Source organism: Verrucomicrobiota bacterium, from assembly GCA_027622555.1.
Taxonomy (GTDB): Bacteria; Verrucomicrobiota; Verrucomicrobiia; order Opitutales; family UBA2995; genus UBA2995.
The window spans coordinates 16,055-31,257 of sequence record JAQBYJ010000030.1; the positions used below are offsets into that span (position 1 = coordinate 16,055).

A 15,203-nucleotide genomic window follows, 5' to 3' on the forward strand; every position below is an offset into this window, starting at 1 on the left:
GAGTCCGCTTGTTTTCCCATCTGGACTGAGATTTGTTTGCCCATTCTTAAATTTCATTTTTTGGCTATCATTCTTCAACCTTTTTATTATTCCTCCAACAACGCATCAAAGCGCGGATTCCTTTACCCTGAGCAAAGCCGAAGGGCCTTTGCCTTTTAATGAAAATCAACGTATGCATGTTAATCTTTAAGTAGCGCGTCGAATCTTGGATTTCCCCGCAGCCGGTCGAAGATGAACCAGAGGTCGAGCTCGCGGTTCACGAAGAGGGGGCCGTCCATTTTGCTGGCGGCTTCCAGGGTTGAGAGGGCTTGGTCGTGGTCGCCGAGAACCAACTGGGAAACGGCGATCTGTACCTCGGATTTGGCGTGATCTCTATAACTTCTCCTCGCGGTCAATACGACCTTACGGGCCTGCTCAATCGCTTTTTTCATTTCCTCACCATCGCCCAGCAGGGCATAACAAATAGCCAAGCTTGCCCATTCATCTGCCGCTTGATACTCCGTGCCGGCCAAGCTATTGACCAGGAAATCCTTGGCCTTTTGAGCCGCGAGTATTGAGTCCTCTTTTTCACCCAGCTCAAAATGGATCAGGCTCATCATCAGATCCACGGGCTCAAATGTGAGATCATTACCCCAGCTAAAGAATTCAAACCCTTGGTTATCCCAGTTCTCAAATAGAATCCTGGCTTGCTCCAAGTTTCGTTTTTGCAGCGAAGACCATGCCTTTCCATAAGCATCATCCAAAATCCCGGGAAGCCTTTCCATATTTTCAACAAAGGCCCGTTTATCTCCGCTGGAAAGATATTCCATTTCGATCAACATTCTTCTGTCACCGGTTCGCTTGTACCGTTTTGTCGACAAGTCCCGCGCCTGTTCCCAAAGGCCTCGTTCTGCATATACCCTTATAAGCAATTGCTCGACTATTTGATCCAGTGGATCGGATTGGAGGTATTCCTCGAATAGTTGCTGTGCTTCTACCAAACGACCCAGCAAAAAGTATTCTCGCCCCAATGGTCTCTTGGCCAAGGTAAAACCTGGGTCCATAGCCAAGGTTTTAAGCAACAGATTAATTTTTTCTTCCCCATCTTGATTCACCAAATCCTCATAAAACGACTGAGCCCAGGGGATGAATGCGTTATTGGGATCTAACCTTTGAGCTATTTGAAGCGCATTCCTTGATTTGGCTACAATTTCGGGGTCATCTCTTCCTGAAAACAAACATTCAACCGACAAGAATGCCCACGCTTCAGCAAACTCAGGATCCAGGTTCACCGCCTGCTCCAATAACTCGACTTTTTCATCCCAACTGCCTCCGGTTGTGTGGGTCAACTGGCGGTGTTTCAGAAACAAGTCGTAGGCTTTCTGATTCTCAGTAGGTATATGGTCAATCAATTCGATCTCTTCCGGGGAAAGAATGGTTCGGAGCTTACCGGCAATCTCTTTGGCGATAGCCGCTTGTATGGCAAAGATGTCATCCAGTTTCCGGTTGTAGCTCTCTGCCCAGAGATGACCTCCGGTTTGGCTGTCGATCAACTGAACGGTTACCAGAACCTGATCATTGGCCCGGCGCACGGAACCCTCGACCAGATAACGGACTCCCAGTTCCTCTCCGATCTGCTGAAGTGTTTTTACGGTATCCCGATACTGAAGGGTTGAAGTTCTTCCGATAACCAAAAGTTCCTTGATCCTTGAAAGGTTGGTTAACACATCCTCATGTACCCCATCGGCAAAGAAGGCATTCTCCGGATCGGGGGACATGTTGGCGAGGGGGAGGACGGCAATGGATTTGTCCAAGTCTGCGACTTGGAGGGACGTGGGACGAGTGTCGGGGGGCGATCCGCCTCCTGAGACATCCGGCGAGACAGGGGGACCTGATCGAAAGTAGAAGAACAGGGCCAGCGCACCGAAGATGAAAGTGGGAATGGCTGCTCCGAATGCCAGGGTCAGCCACTTGCGTTTGTTCGTAAATTCATCCGCGGTCGGGGAATCCTTTTTCTCCTGCTGGGCGACCTTGGTGGTCTTTATCCCATCCGGGGTTAGCTCGAAGGCCCAGGCGATGATCAACGAAACGGGGAATCCCAGCAACACCATCAGCACCACAAACCGAAACGCCCAATCCGGGATACCGAATCCTTCAAAGGTGGTTGCGGCAATCTGGATGATCAACCAGGCCACCACCGCGTAGACAGTACCTACCCGCACGACGTGCCGGCGCTTCAGCTCTTGCCAGAAGCCCGCGAGGCCGGAAGGAGGCGATTTTGACTTTCGGAAATTCTGCTGGGAAATACTTTCCTTAGTTTCGTAAGCCCCGTTTTTGGAAAGCGGCTTTTGATCGCCGTTTGGTTCCACGATTTATCGAAGTGAGGTCATCGTTCGAGCGCTATCAATACTTTAAGTGGCCCAGGAAATTCTTGGGATTTACGGCCGGGATTGGGGATTTTTTGTAATCCGCAAGATTTCGGCTGATGATGAAATCCGCCCCCCAAGCCATGGCAGCAGAGGCTTGCAAAGCATCCTCCAGATCCGCCATCGGCAACGCAAGTGCCCGATGAGCCTCTTTTGTTGCTACTGGCGCGACCTCCACGATCGACAATAATAACTTCAAAAAATCGCGACCACTGTCCTTTAAAAGGTATGCACAGTTTGAAATTGAATGCCAGGCGATGGCGGCCTGGCCACCTTTCTCAGCCCAACGCAACACATCTGCGCTCTCGGCGAAAAAGGCTGGCCGACGCAATGCCACATCCAGCAGCACGTCAGTATCAATTAGCCCTTTCATCAGCGAAGGTATTTTTTTTGCAGTGCCTCTTGTTTTGTATCCCCGGACTTGGATGGCTTGAGCGTCGAGCTACCAATCATCGAATCTACGATGGAACCGTCTGGTTCCTGCTGTTCGGAAAGAAGACTTTCAATGAGCCCGGAAACGCTGGCCCTTCGTCGTCGAGCAAGGCGTTTGGCCCGCTCATGTATTTTCGGATCGAGAGTTATGGTGACTCTGCTTTTCATAGGTATGCATTGAAAAAATAATAATGCATATTGTCAAGTTGGCTGTCTGAGACCTCGGGGATTCTTTGTGCGGGGTAAACCGTCTTACGACTCTCCGAGTTCCGAGGCAAATTGTAGGAGTAGCGGTTTTAGCTGCGAAACGAGAACCTGGGATTCCCGACTATACCGAGGAGCTTGCTCCGACAGCGAAGCGTTTCGAGTGCAACGACACCAACACAACAGTCGGTCCTACATATGTTCATGAAAAGTAATTCCCCGAAGAAAAAATCGGACCAGACACCATAATGTATCCCTACCCTCCAAAACCTCGCGCTTTACTTTATCTTTCCAACAATTTATCCAACCGCGGATTCCCCGCCTTGCCGCGCCATAGCCCATTGGGCGACGGCGGGAGCCGTGTCGAAAGGTCGAAAATGAGCGCATAAATATTAATCTTTTAGTAAGGCGTCAAATCTCGGATTACCTCTTAGCCGGTCGAAGATGAACCAGAGGTCGAGCTCGCGGCTGACGAAGAGAGGACCGTCCATCTTGCTGGCGGCTTCCAGAATTTGGATGGCTTTGTCGTGATTCCCGAGGACGAGGAAAACAATGGCGCTCATAACCTCGAACTCCGTCATTTGATTTAGGCTTGAAGGTTTCTTCGCTCTGCCTTCGCTCAATAGTGACATTGCTCGTTCACGATCACCCATCAGTCCGTGGCAAATTGCCAACTTTGCCCACTGATTTACACTGGCATTTGGTCGGGCGCTTGATTCCGCCAATTTGAGCCTGGCTTTTTCCGCTTCGGTCATCCACGCCGTTCGATCACTGCGTTCGAAGTGAACAAGCGCTTTAGCCAGTTCCCGGGGGGAGATAGCCAGATCGCTGAATATGCCAAAATCCAGGCTAGTGTTGGACGGATCCATTTCGGAGAGGCTGTTCAGTGCGCGGTCGTAATCCCGGGAGATGAGGGCCATTTCGCATTGGGTTTTTGGACTATCCAGGTAACCGGGTATTTGGCCGATCCCTTCGAGGAGCGCATTTTTGTCTCCGGTTTGGAAATACTCCGTGGCAACTTTCCTTTCCAACCAGTAGTCCTCCAATTCTCCTCCCCGTGCGACGTTTTTCCGGGTTAATTCGTTGGCTTTGTCCCACGAGCGAAGCCTTTGGTAGGTTCTTAGAAGGAAGGTGTTGACCCTGCGGGATAGAGGGTCCGTGCGAAGCATGCTTTCAAAATAATATGCCGCCTCAGAATATCGCCTCATACCTAGATATTGCCTCCCTAATTGAAACTGAGCATAAAAATGATTGGGGTCCATGGAGAGGATACGCAACAGCAGGCGTATGGCCCCTTCAGTATCCTCTTCCTCTAATAATAGAAATTCGGTTTTTGCAAAAAGAACATCCGGCGAATCCGGTGCCAATTTTTCCGCTTCCTTGAGCGCTGCGTGAGCCTTAGCCAAAACCTCATCCGCATCCTTCTCTCTGATCCCCCTGATGCGCCCCCACCAAAACATGCTTTCATTTGCCAGAAGCGCCCAGGCTTCAGCAAAATTGGGATCGAGGGCCACGCTTTGCTCCAAGGCCGTGATTTTCGCTTCGCCCCCGTCGGGGCCGGCCGTTTCGATCAACTGCCGGGCCTTCACATAATAATCATAGGCTTCCTGGTTCTTGGTGAGCCGTCTTTCGATCTGGACGATTTCCTCAGGAGAAATCACCGCCTGCAATCGGCCGGCAACGTCCTTTGCAATAGAGGCCTGGATCGCAAAAATATCATCAAGCTCCCGGCTATAATTCTCCGCCCAGATGTGGCCTTCGGTCCGGGCGTCGATCAACTGAACGGTTACCAGCACCCGGTCGCGGGCGCGCCGGACCGAGCCTTCCAAAAGGTAGCGCACGTTCAATTCTTCACCGATTTGCTGGAGGGTTTTAACCGTGTCCCGGTATTGCAGGGTCGAGGTACGTCCGATGACATGCAGCTCCTTGATCTTCGAAAGGTTGGTTAAGACATCCTCATGCACCCCGTCGGCAAAAAACGCGTTCTCCGGGTCGGGACTCATGTTTGTAAGGGGAAGGACAGCAATCGACTTGTCCAGTTCGGTGAATTGATTGGACGAGGGAACTGTATCGGAACGGAAATAGAAGTACAAAGCCAGAGTTCCAAAAATGAGGGTTGGAATGGCTGCTCCGAATGCCAGGGTCAGCCACTTGCGTTTGTTCGTAAATTCATCCGCGGTCGGGGAATCCTTTTTCACCTGCTGGGCGACCTTGGTCGTTTTGATCCCTTCAGGTGTCAGTTCGAAGGCCCAGGCGATGATCAGCGAAACAGGGAAACCCAGCAACACCATCAGCACCACAAACCGAAACGCCCAGTCCGGTATACCAAAACCTTCAAAGGTGGTTGCGGCAATCTGGATGATCAACCAGGCCACGACGGCATAAACGGTTCCCACCCGGACGACATGACGCCGCTTCAACTCTTGCCAGAAGGCGGAGAAGCCCGTGGGCTTGGGATGATCAGCGGGTTGGGGAGGATCAGGAGAAGAATCGTTATCCATTCAACCAATTCCTTCCTTGTCCATAATCAAGCAGCAATGGGAGAGTGATGTAAGACAATCAGCTCCTCCTCCTTCAAGGCAACCATGGCATAGGATTTACCAGAATCGTCTGAAAACTCTACTTCGTAGACGCCTTTATCCAGGATTTCCACGACTGTCCCGACTTGCCCCATTACTAATCCATGCTCTGGAGCATCGTGGAGGAGAGCTACAACTTCCAGTTCTTTGATTCCTGTTTTCATTTCTATTCTATAATCCGTAAAACATAACAACTGGTTAATCGAGGAATTTCCTCACTGGGTTTTACGATCCAGGAGGTTCTGACTACAGCTTTTGTTCCTGATCTTTCTACGCTGATATCAACACTATATCGTTGGCCATAGGTATCGCGCTGAGTCGCTACACAGGGCGAGGTCAATATCCCTTTTTCGATCATGGTTTGCAGGTCCTCAGCCTCTTCGACGGTGATGCCCAGCGCAGTCTCGAAAACTCTCGCTTTATGCTTTCCCCTTGGGTGAGCAGGGCTGAGACAATAATCCGTCAGTTTTCGCATATCAATGATGGCGTTCTTTGAATTCGGGAGGATCACTGGTTTTGAAATATGGGTTCAGATGATGAAAGTCGATTCAGGCTCCACTTCGCCTCGCAAGGTTGCCAAAAGTTTTATCCTTTGCTTCGCGGTCTTCGGTGCTGACACATGCGTGCCCTCCGTAGCTGGCGAAGCGGTGGGGGGACCACTGACACCTGGATCCTGTTTATGTTCATCGCTCATAACTTATCCAGATCCAACGGTTGACTGTTAGCCGGGTCATTGAGGATGGCTTGGAAACCGGGATGGTCGCGCAGCGGCCAGAAATCGAGGCAGCGGCGCATCCAGTGGACGTTCAGGTTGCTGGGTATTTTGATGAGACGTGCCAGTTCCGCCACGGCCTCATTCTGGTGTCCGAGCCAGGCCAGGGCAATGGCTCGGTCGACTGAAAGTTCTACGCCATGAAAACTATCAATTTGTTCATTCACCAGGATACTTGCCCGCTCGAATGCATTCAAGGAAGCCTCTTCATTGCCTAGCAACGCTTCGATTGAACCGAGATCACCAAGGGTATTATAGTCCAGGAGAGCCGTTTCGGATTTTAAACTCAGGGTATCCCGGTAGGCTGTCAGTATGGGGCGCGCAGCTGACACATCTCCATTGACCAGGTGCGCGACGCCAAGACGCCATGAATTGCTCCGGCCCTTGAACTGGCCAAACGTTTCGGAATCGTCTGCCTGGTCGTCCCGAGCGATTAATCTCAGCGTGGCACTCACATCGCCAAAAACCCAGGCCAGCTCGGTTTTTTGCTGGAGAGAGAGCTCATCCGATTCTTCAAACGCGGATGTTTTACCTTCCATCACAAAGTCCTTGTAGATGTTTCCCAAGAGAGCGCCTTCCTGACTCATTATAATTTGATACTGAGACGATGTAAACCAATCATGTATGTAGGCATTGGTGGTTCGAAGGAAACCCAGACTACTGCTTGGATCGAGACGATGAGCCTTTTCAAAGTTTTCAATCGATTCTCTCCATCTGCCGTCCCGTCGATAGACCAGCCCCAGGAATTCATAAACGCGCGCTTCATTGGGAAGCTTGTTTTTAACCTGCCGATAGAAGTATTCCGCAATCCAGTATTCCCTAAGGCAGCCGTAGTTAAAATACCCAATCGCTAGTAAGACTTCCGGGCTTTCAGGATCGATTTTGAACGCTCTCCTGGTGGCTTCCCTTGCCCGCATCATCGTAGCTGGGGTTCTATCCCTGCTGGTTATATAAAGCGTGGAATACGAAGCTGACAATCGCGTCCAGGCAAGGGTGAAATTCGGATCCAGAGCCACCGCCTCTTCCATGAGTTGAATGTGCTCTTTACTGCGGCGATCAAACGTAAGCGCTTTTAAGTAAAGATCATAGGCCTTCAGATTTGCAGTCGGCTTCTTCTCCAGGCGCTGGTTCTCCTCGGGCGAAAGCACCGCCTTCAACGACTGGGAAATCTCCCGGGCCAGCTGCGATTGCACGGCAAATACCTCCTTGAATTCTCCATCATAGTTTTTGGCCCAGAGGTGTTCATCGGTTCCTGCCTGAATCAACTGGGTGGTCAGTCGAAAATCGTTCCCGATCTTTTGAACACTGCCCTCCAGGATATAAGCCACGTTTAACTCCTCTGCGATGACAGGAATCGACTTGTTCGAATCCCGGTAGGGCATGACCGAGGTGCGCGAGGTAACCCGCAAATCTCCCAGGTTGGCCAAAGTCGTTAGAATAGTTTCGTGGATGCCATCCGCGAAGTAGGCGTTCTCCGCGTCGGGACTCATGTTGGTAAATGGCAGGACGGCAATCGACTTATCCGTAGCAGAGCGCGAAGAGCTAAGAGCCGAGAGCTCAGAGTCCGATGACTTTGCCTGGAAGAAAAATATGAGAGCCAGGGCGCCGAATATGAGAGTGGGAACGGCAGCAGCGAAGAGGAGGGAGAACCAGTTGCGTTTCTTTTCGTGAGCTTTTGAAACCTCCGTTACCTCTGCTTCCTGTGCAACTTTTGTCGTCTTAATCCCTTCCGGTGTCAGTTCAAACGCCCAGGCCAAAATAACGGCCACCGGGAAGAAGATACAGAGCATGATCACCACAAACCGGTAAGCCCATTCCGGTATCCCAAAGCTCCCAAAAGTCGCATTCGCCACCTGGATAATCAGCCATGCGACGATGGCATAGGTGATCGCCACCCGCATGACTTTGCGGCGTTTCAGCTCAGCCCAAAAGGCGCCCAGTCCTGAGCGCTTCGACTGAGCTCGCCGAAGTCCTGTCGAAGGGGTGGGCTCCGTCTTTGTGGGATTTGAATCTGTAGGTGGGTCGGACATAATAGGTTACCTGGTTACCCGCTCCGGGATCGGTGGCAGTTCGCCGTTGGCTTCCATGTCCCGAATGCGCTTGAGCTGGATGGCCAGTTCCTGTTTTCGCTTTTCGGCCATGGCCTTATATTCGGGATTGTTTTCCAAGCGCTTTGGCCAGTCACTCTGTTCCAGATCGTAGGGCGATCCTCCACTGTCGAAATAGTTGCGGATGGATTTTAGGGCTTGCTGATCGTCCCCCGCCAATGCGTGCAGCGTTGCTTCAAATTTAAAGCGCGCCATGGATGGAATCCGTGAACTGGCTGCAGTCAGGAATCCTTTGATCAGCTGGTTGGCCTGCTCGGGTTGTCCGGTCGCCAACAATATTTTAATTACAGCTGTCGGTTCCCTACGATCCCTCCAACTAGTTTCAGGAGACCGCTGGAAGAGTGAGGGATAAGCCTGCTCCATAACAGCACGGGCCTTCTCGGGATTGCCTGAAGAGATATATAAGTCCGAAAGCTGATTGAGTCTTTCAGGACCACCTGTTCTTTCGGGGTATTTCTTTAGTAATTCTAAAGCGATTTGCTCGAATGCCTCATCGTCGCCTGCGATATGAAACTTCCTGCCTCTAAAAGCGGCCTGTAAGTACGGATCCAGTTGGGTTTCCAGATACCGGTCGATCCACCCTAGGGCTGTCACCTTGTCTCCCAGGGATAGATAGGCGTCGCTGAGAAAATCATTAACATTCTGGGCGGTAGGGTCCAACGCAAGTTGCTTCCGATGGGCAATGATCGCATCGTCGAAACGGCCAAGATTTCGGTTATAAAGACTTCCAAGCTTAAGTTGGGCGGCAGCGCTCTCCGGGTTCTGTTCCGCGAAGGATGCTCTCACCTGTAAGGCTTCTGTCCACTGTCCAAGGCCTCAAAACTTTCAGCCAGGCGGTCCTGTGCTAATTCATGCTTAGGGTCCAATTCATAGGCTTGGCGATAAAGTGCGGCAATCTCCAACGATTGGTCCGGATGCTCTCTGCCCATAAATCCTGCATATTCGGAAAGCGCATCCGGGTTGTTAGGATCTAGCTCAATGGCTCTATTGAAGGCACGCTCCGCAGCCAGGTTGTCTCCTTGAAAATATTTCAAACCCGCCACGGCCAAATGAGCCTCACTCAGGGTGTCGTCCAATTCCAAAGCCTTGAGGATATGCGGTTCCGCTTTTGCCGCTTGCAGATCTCTCGGCAGACCGGAGAATCTGGCATCTGTCAAAATGTTTCGTGCGAGCGCCGCATGCGCCATGGCAAACTTGGGGTCGAGGGAGATGGCCTCCTCGAAATAGTGAATCGCTTCCGCAAAATCGATCCTGGATCGTTTTTCCAATTTTTCCTTCCCCCTGAAATAAGCTTCCAACGCCGCAAGGTTGTCCGTCGGCAGCTTTTCCAATTGTTCCGCCTCAGCGGGTGAGAGTATGGCCTTGAGGGCCTGGGCGATGGTCCGGGTGATCTCGCTCTGGATCTCGAACACGTTTTCGGCGGTTAGCTCCCGGGTGTAGGTTTCCGCCCAAAGGTGCCTGTCGGCCGCCGCCTCGATGAGCTGCACATTAATCCGGATCTGGTTGCCCGCCCGTTGAACCCCGCCTTCGAGTATGTGGTTCACCTGTAATTCTTCCCCAATGTTTGGAATGGACTTCGTCGTCCCCCGGTAGCCCATCACCGAGGTCCGGGAAATCGTTTTGATATCCCGGATACGGGAAATCTGGGAGAGTAACTCGTCGTGAATCCCGTCCGTGAAGAACAGGTCCTCCTCCCGGTTGCTGCGGTTGTCGAAAGGCAGGACGGCAATGGATTTTTCCAAGTCTTCGACTTGGGGCCCATTCGACGAGCTCAGGGCAGGGGACGAGTGGTCGGTCCGGAAATAAAGGAAGAGGGCCAGAGTGCCAAAAATTAAAGTGGGCAGGCCTGCCGCATAAAGGATGGTGAGCCAGTTGCGTTTGCGTTCCTGGGTTTTGGATACGGGGACTTCGCCCTGTTCCTCCCGGGCGTGTTTGGTGGTCTTGATCCCATCCGGAGTCAGCTCAAAGGCCCAGGCGATAATCACCGCCAGGGGGAATCCCAGAATGACACAGAGCGTAACCAACCTGAATGCCCAAGCCGGTATGTCGAACCAGCCGAACGTTGAGGAAGCCACCTGGATAATCAACCACGCCACCACCGCATAGGTGATGGCCACCCGCATGACCTTGCGGCGCTTCAGCTCCTGCCAGAAGGCGGCCAGTCCTGAGCTTTGTCGATGGGAGAGGCCGGTCTGCGGTGAGCCTGTCGAATCCGAGGGCGGCTTTTTTTCTTCTTCGGTCATTGGGTTGTTTTAGGGGAGCGATTTCCCAGGAGGTAAATGCATAGAGCGCAGGAGATTCCTACATATCAACGAAGATCCCGGCACGATACAAGTCTGGATGTTCAACTGACATTTCTTAAAAATGGTGGAGGTAGCTTTCTGCCGAAACGATGGTCAACAGATTCACGAAATCGGCAGCATGCTGCCTCCTACTAACAATGCCAAGCTGGGGCTTGGCGTTCCCAGGGAGATCGTAGCTTTTAACCCTCAATCCGCTGCCGGTAAAAATGGAAACAACCGTTTCACCGCTTCAGCATCCATGGGCGAACCATATTCACAGGCTTCGAAGCATTCCGCGTTTTCAATGCTTGATCCTTTTTCTTGCCCGTATGTCCGGATAAGCAAGCAACGAGCGTCTTCATTTATAACGCAATGGTCCTGCACAAATGGCTTGAGAGCGGCTATCCGTTCTTCGAGATCTTCGGGCACGACTATATTCGCCTGACCGATCCAGGGTAGCCATTCGTACATTTGCGACACATGACAATCCAGCATGCGGACTTTGGTATTGAAAACGGCATCGATATTCACCGCCACATCTGCCTGGAAAGGAATGGGCTTTTGAAAATGGTCTGAAAAGTAGGCAATAACCGGCATGGTTTCCAGTCGCGGTGATTCGGGGCAAATATTCGGAACACTCACCAGGAAAGAACAATCCTGAACCAACTGTGATGTGTATCGATGATCGGGATGATAATCATTGGGTCGGTGGGTAAGAATCAGATCCGGGCGAAACTCGCGGATCACTCGCATCAGTTTATTGCGCTCCTCCAATCCAGGGACCAGCTGACCATCATGATTATCCATTACCAGGTATTCGATACCGGCTACACGCCCAGCCGCCTCGGCTTCGGAGGTGCGGCGCTTCACCAGCTCCTCACCTGACATCTCATGGTGTCCCGCGTCACCATTGGTTACGGAAACAAATTGAACCGCACAACCAGACTGAGCCCAGAGCACGGCGCTGCCACCTGCTTTAACATCGCAATCGTCCGGGTGAGCACCAAGCGCGAGAATACGGGGAGGATTAATTGGTTGAGCATTTGTCATAGGTCATTTGGGCCAATAGGGCGATGGAGATCGGGCGGTTTCAAGGTAGGATTCTATGTGCTTAATAACTTGTGGATGCTGGCCAGCGATGTTGGTCATTTCTTTGAGGTCCTTGGTAACCCGATACAACTCGAGCGGTTCGTTTTGTTTAAGTCGAAGTGCTTTATAGTCACCGTAGCGGACCGCCTGCTGAAATCCCCGTTCGAAGAATTCCCAATAGAGGAATTCGTGTTCTTCGTGAGCATCTCCGAGCAAGGTGGGAACGATGGAAGTTCCGTCGATATTCATGGGCGGATTCAACGCGGCCAGATGGGCGGCCGTAGGTAGAAAGTCCCAGAAGGCCCAGACCTTGTCGCTCACCGTGTTGGCCTCAATATTGCCCGGCCACCGAGCAATCATCGGCACGCGCACTCCCCCATCGGTAAGATCGCGTTTCCAACCACGCAATGGTCCGGGGCTTTTCAGAATCGTTTCGTACTCCTCGATAAGATTCGCACCACGGAAATAATAGATCTCGGCTCCGTTGTCGCTGGTGAAAAACACGATGGTCTGCTCATCAATATTCAAATCCCGGAGCAATGCCATGATACGGCCCACATCGCTATCCATCCGCGTAACCATGGCGGCATAGTTCTTCACATCCTGTGGCCAAAGCTTGTTCGAGTAAGGGGCGTCCGAGGCGATCTCATACCGCCCATGCGGAATGGTATAGGCCACGTAGAGAAAGAACGGGTTGTCTTTATTATCCCGAATAAACTCAAGGGAGAAATCGGTAAACTGATCGTGTATCCATTCTTTCTGATGACCGCCCAAATTGCCGTCCAGGGAAACCATGGTTTCATTGCGCCAGATGTACTCGGGATAATAGCCGTGGGCATGCCGCTGGTCCAAAAAGCCAAGCCACTCGTCAAATCCCTGTTTGTTCGGAATCCCACTGGTTCCTGCCTGACCCAGCCCCCACTTTCCGGTGACTCCGGTGGCATAACCAGCCGTTTTCAAAATTTCCGCCACCGTTACGTCCTCATCCCGAAGAGGTACGCTCACCGGGCTACGCTCCGGGCCTTCCCATCCCCCATTTCCACGCACACGCGAGTGCCCGGTATGAAGACCGGTCATCAAAACACATCGGGTCGGCGCACAAACTGTACTACCCGCGTAGGTCTGGGTAAAGCGCATGCCTTCCGCAGCAAGTCGGTCGATGTGGGGCGTTTGGATTTCTTTCTGCCCGTAGCAGCCCAAATCACCATAGCCCAGATCGTCAGCCATAATAAAGATGATGTTGGGACGGCTGGTTTCAGCGTTGAGAAAAACAGCTTGAAGCAAGAGAAGGCCAAGCAAAAAACGCACGGGCAGTATGCACTTTCTCAAGGTAGGGCGGTGTTGCCAACACCGCCGATCTGTAGACGGCTCGTTTGGCAAACAAGCCCTACCTGATGCAAAGAGAGCAACCCACCTAGATATGAAACTCGAAGCGATGGAATGTGTATACATTATTGTGAGATCCGATCAGCCGCCAACCAGGCTTGCAACTCTGCAGTCAAAGAAGCCACGAGTTTTGGATGTTCAAACATCACATCGTTCAGCTCGTTGGGATCGGCAATGACATCGTACAATTCCACTGGCTTGCCATCGAGAGCGAGGAGTTTCCACTGGCCACGCTTCACCACTTCTGTAGCAAAGGGCTCGGGCTTCGGGTAATGACGTTGCAATTGTTTATACAGTATCATCTGCCAGAAAACGGTTCCGCGTTCCTCATTGGTTGGAGCAGGTGCGCCCTTCATGTGAGGCAAGAGACTCAAGCCATCGAGTTCCTGTGTGCCAGGTATCTGAATACCTGCTGCTTCACAAATCGTTGGTAATAAATCGGTCGAGTGGCCCAGCACTCTGCTTTGTTGACCGGATGGAATCTGATCAGGCCAGCGAGCTAACATGGGCACGCGAATGCCGCCCTCGTGTAAATCAGTCTTTCCCCCTTTGAGACTTCCAATGTGCCCTTCCCAGGCAGCTCCACTGTCACTCGTGAATAGCACCAGTGTGTTTTCCGCGATACCCAATTCATCAAGCTTGTTGAGAACCTGGCCCACCTTTGCATCCATGTGCTGCATCATGGACCGGAAACGATGTTGATCATCGGAAATCCCTTTCGCCTCAGTGTCAGACCAATGCGGCTCGGGAGCCGGTTCGTAAGGCGTGTGTGGAACCAGCCACCACAGATTTAGGAAAAAGGAAAACAGTCTCATAGGAAGTGTTCAATGATGGTCTGCTCGCTTATGATCTCGCAAGCTTTGAAAGGGACATAGTCTCCCTCATTATAAATCGAATCCAGGAGGTTTTGAAGATTTGAAATCCAATTATTTACCGCAGCACTTCTTATACTTTTTCCCACTGCCACACGGGCAGGGTTCATTGCGGCCGATTTTGCGTTCGGGTCGTAGGTAGGGAACGTCTGAATACCCACCGATGTTGGCAGGTTCATCGCGCACGGGAACGTATTCTTTAGGTTTCTTTTGTCGTTTGGCTTTATCAACCACATACTTATCGGTGAAACAATACCACTTTGATATTTCCCTATGAATGTCATCTGCGAAACGGAAACGATGGTCGCGAGTAAAGTAGGGCCTTTCATTGTCCAGCCTGGATAACACGTCCAGCAAGTTGTCCACACTCTCATCAGCCAAACCTTCCAGATAAGCCCGTTTTATTAGATCCCGATGCTCGCTTAAACACAGATCGACCGAGACGCCAACCGCTCCATCCCAAACAAAAGAGGGTTCCTTCTCCAGTTTGAAATCGTAAAGTTCACTTAAATAGCTGGAAAGCGCATCTCGCGAATAATGCCCTTTCAAACATAAGGTACCCAGAGCTTCAATCGCGGCGGACCTGGCAAAAGGATCGGCGTCAAGATCCTCCACCACCAGTTTAAGCGCCTCAGGATCATCGCAACATAGAGAAGCGAGCATAAGATGCAGACCTTCGGTAATAACATCCCCCAACAAATCATCCGACAAGGGGTGCCGGGCCAAGGCAATCATCATTGGCTTAGCCTTTTTCTCCCTAAATTGTGCCAGAAGATACATAGCATAGAGAGACAGCATGTATTCATACTCATCGATCGCCTCCTCTGTATGAGTCAACATCCATTCCAGAGCTGCCAGAAGATGCGGGGTGGCTTCCTCGCGGCGGAGAATCACTTCATCAATTTCTTCTCTCGGATATCCCTCCCCCAGGTACAACAGCGGCTTCAGAAAATCAGGAACGTCGAAAAACTGTTTACGGCTCATAGCGAAAAAGAAATTAGAACCGTCTCATTATTCGTTTGCCAATAAAAGAATGATATTCAGTCTTACAGCAACGATACATAGGAGAAACCA

General features: G+C 51.4%; 14 protein-coding genes. All 14 read right to left on the reverse strand.

The annotated features are described in order from the left end of the window. Positions 1–179: 179 nt before the first annotated feature. The 14 genes from O3C43_10025 to O3C43_10090 all read right to left on the reverse strand — a co-directional run bounded on the left by O3C43_10025 (position 180) and on the right by O3C43_10090 (position 15,113). Positions 180–2,348, reverse strand: a complete 2,169-nt coding sequence (locus O3C43_10025) for a hypothetical protein (GenBank protein ID MDA1066829.1) — start codon at positions 2,346–2,348, stop codon at positions 180–182. Positions 2,349–2,382: 34 nt separating this feature from the next. Continuing rightward, the gene (locus O3C43_10030; GenBank protein ID MDA1066830.1) at positions 2,383–2,778 is read right to left on the reverse strand and encodes a PIN domain-containing protein; all 396 of its coding nucleotides are present in this window, start codon (positions 2,776–2,778) and stop codon (positions 2,383–2,385) included. Continuing rightward, positions 2,778–3,005, reverse strand: a complete 228-nt coding sequence (locus O3C43_10035; protein MDA1066831.1) for a DUF6364 family protein — start codon at positions 3,003–3,005, stop codon at positions 2,778–2,780. The genes O3C43_10030 and O3C43_10035 overlap by 1 nt, the downstream gene beginning before the upstream one ends. A 428-nt stretch (positions 3,006–3,433) precedes the next feature. Continuing rightward, complete coding sequence (locus tag O3C43_10040) at positions 3,434–5,542, reverse strand: hypothetical protein (GenBank protein MDA1066832.1); 2,109 nt, start codon at positions 5,540–5,542, stop codon at positions 3,434–3,436. 26 nt (positions 5,543–5,568) lie between these two features. Then, entirely contained in the window at positions 5,569–5,772 is a 204-nt protein-coding gene (locus tag O3C43_10045) for a DUF4926 domain-containing protein (GenBank protein ID MDA1066833.1), read from the reverse strand. Between the two features lie 14 nt (positions 5,773–5,786). Continuing rightward, the gene (locus O3C43_10050) at positions 5,787–6,131 is read right to left on the reverse strand and encodes a hypothetical protein (protein MDA1066834.1); all 345 of its coding nucleotides are present in this window, start codon (positions 6,129–6,131) and stop codon (positions 5,787–5,789) included. A gap of 18 nt (positions 6,132–6,149) precedes the next feature. Beyond that, positions 6,150–6,314: a hypothetical protein gene (locus O3C43_10055; protein ID MDA1066835.1), complete on the reverse strand. Its 165-nt coding sequence runs from the start codon at positions 6,312–6,314 to the stop codon at positions 6,150–6,152. Further along, entirely contained in the window at positions 6,311–8,422 is a 2,112-nt protein-coding gene (locus tag O3C43_10060) for a tetratricopeptide repeat protein (GenBank protein MDA1066836.1), read from the reverse strand. Before O3C43_10060 ends, O3C43_10055 begins: the two co-directional genes overlap by 4 nt. A 6-nt stretch (positions 8,423–8,428) precedes the next feature. After that, positions 8,429–9,286 carry a hypothetical protein gene (locus tag O3C43_10065; GenBank protein MDA1066837.1) on the reverse strand — a complete coding sequence of 286 codons (858 nt, stop codon included), beginning with the start codon at positions 9,284–9,286 and terminating at the stop codon, positions 8,429–8,431. Then, on the reverse strand, positions 9,283–10,743 hold the full coding sequence (locus O3C43_10070) for a hypothetical protein (GenBank protein MDA1066838.1): 1,461 nt from the start codon (positions 10,741–10,743) through the stop codon (positions 9,283–9,285). Before O3C43_10070 ends, O3C43_10065 begins: the two co-directional genes overlap by 4 nt. A 246-nt stretch (positions 10,744–10,989) precedes the next feature. Then, positions 10,990–11,832, reverse strand: a complete 843-nt coding sequence (locus tag O3C43_10075) for a PIG-L family deacetylase (GenBank protein MDA1066839.1) — start codon at positions 11,830–11,832, stop codon at positions 10,990–10,992. Between the two features lie 3 nt (positions 11,833–11,835). Next, on the reverse strand, positions 11,836–13,200 hold the full coding sequence (locus tag O3C43_10080; protein ID MDA1066840.1) for an arylsulfatase: 1,365 nt from the start codon (positions 13,198–13,200) through the stop codon (positions 11,836–11,838). 122 nt (positions 13,201–13,322) lie between these two features. Further along, a complete protein-coding gene (locus O3C43_10085; GenBank protein MDA1066841.1) occupies positions 13,323–14,072 on the reverse strand; it encodes a sulfatase-like hydrolase/transferase in 750 nt (249 codons plus the stop codon). 111 nt (positions 14,073–14,183) lie between these two features. After that, the gene (locus O3C43_10090) at positions 14,184–15,113 is read right to left on the reverse strand and encodes a DUF1186 domain-containing protein (protein MDA1066842.1); all 930 of its coding nucleotides are present in this window, start codon (positions 15,111–15,113) and stop codon (positions 14,184–14,186) included. Positions 15,114–15,203: the final 90 nt, after the last annotated feature.